Here is a 386-nt window from a genome sequence, read left to right as displayed (position 1 = left end):
GCCCTTTCCTGAACATCTGCCGCGTGAACGTGTCGTTATCGCCGCTCCAGCCAGTTGCCCCTGCTGCGGCTCGGCAAAGCTGTCGAAGCTCGGCGAGGATATCACCGAGACCCTGGAGGTCATCCCGCGTCAGTGGAAAGTCATTCAGACCGTGCGGGAGAAGTTCTCCTGCCGCGAATGCGAGAAGATCACCCAGCCGCCAGCGCCCTTCCATGTGACACCTCGCGGCTTTGCCGGCCCCAACCTTCTGGCGATGATCCTGTTCGAGAAGTTCGCCCAGCATCAGCCGCTCAATCGCCAGAGCGAACGTTATGCTCGCGAGGGCGTCGACCTCAGCCTGTCGACGCTTGCCGATCAGGTTGGCGCTTGTGCTGCGGCCCTGAAGC

Annotated in this window: 1 protein-coding gene; it reads left to right on the top strand. The window is 62.4% G+C overall.

The annotated features are described in order from the left end of the window. Nucleotides 1–386 (top strand): IS66 family transposase zinc-finger binding domain-containing protein (locus H6M51_RS24315; protein WP_185812324.1); only part of this gene is annotated, 386 nt, incomplete at both ends.

Origin of the sequence: Rhizobium sp. AQ_MP (assembly GCF_014237835.1) — a bacterium.
Classification (GTDB): Bacteria; Pseudomonadota; Alphaproteobacteria; order Rhizobiales; family Rhizobiaceae; genus Allorhizobium.
Note: the sequence above shows the minus strand (reverse complement) of the source record. Positions and strands in the feature narration are given on the sequence as shown.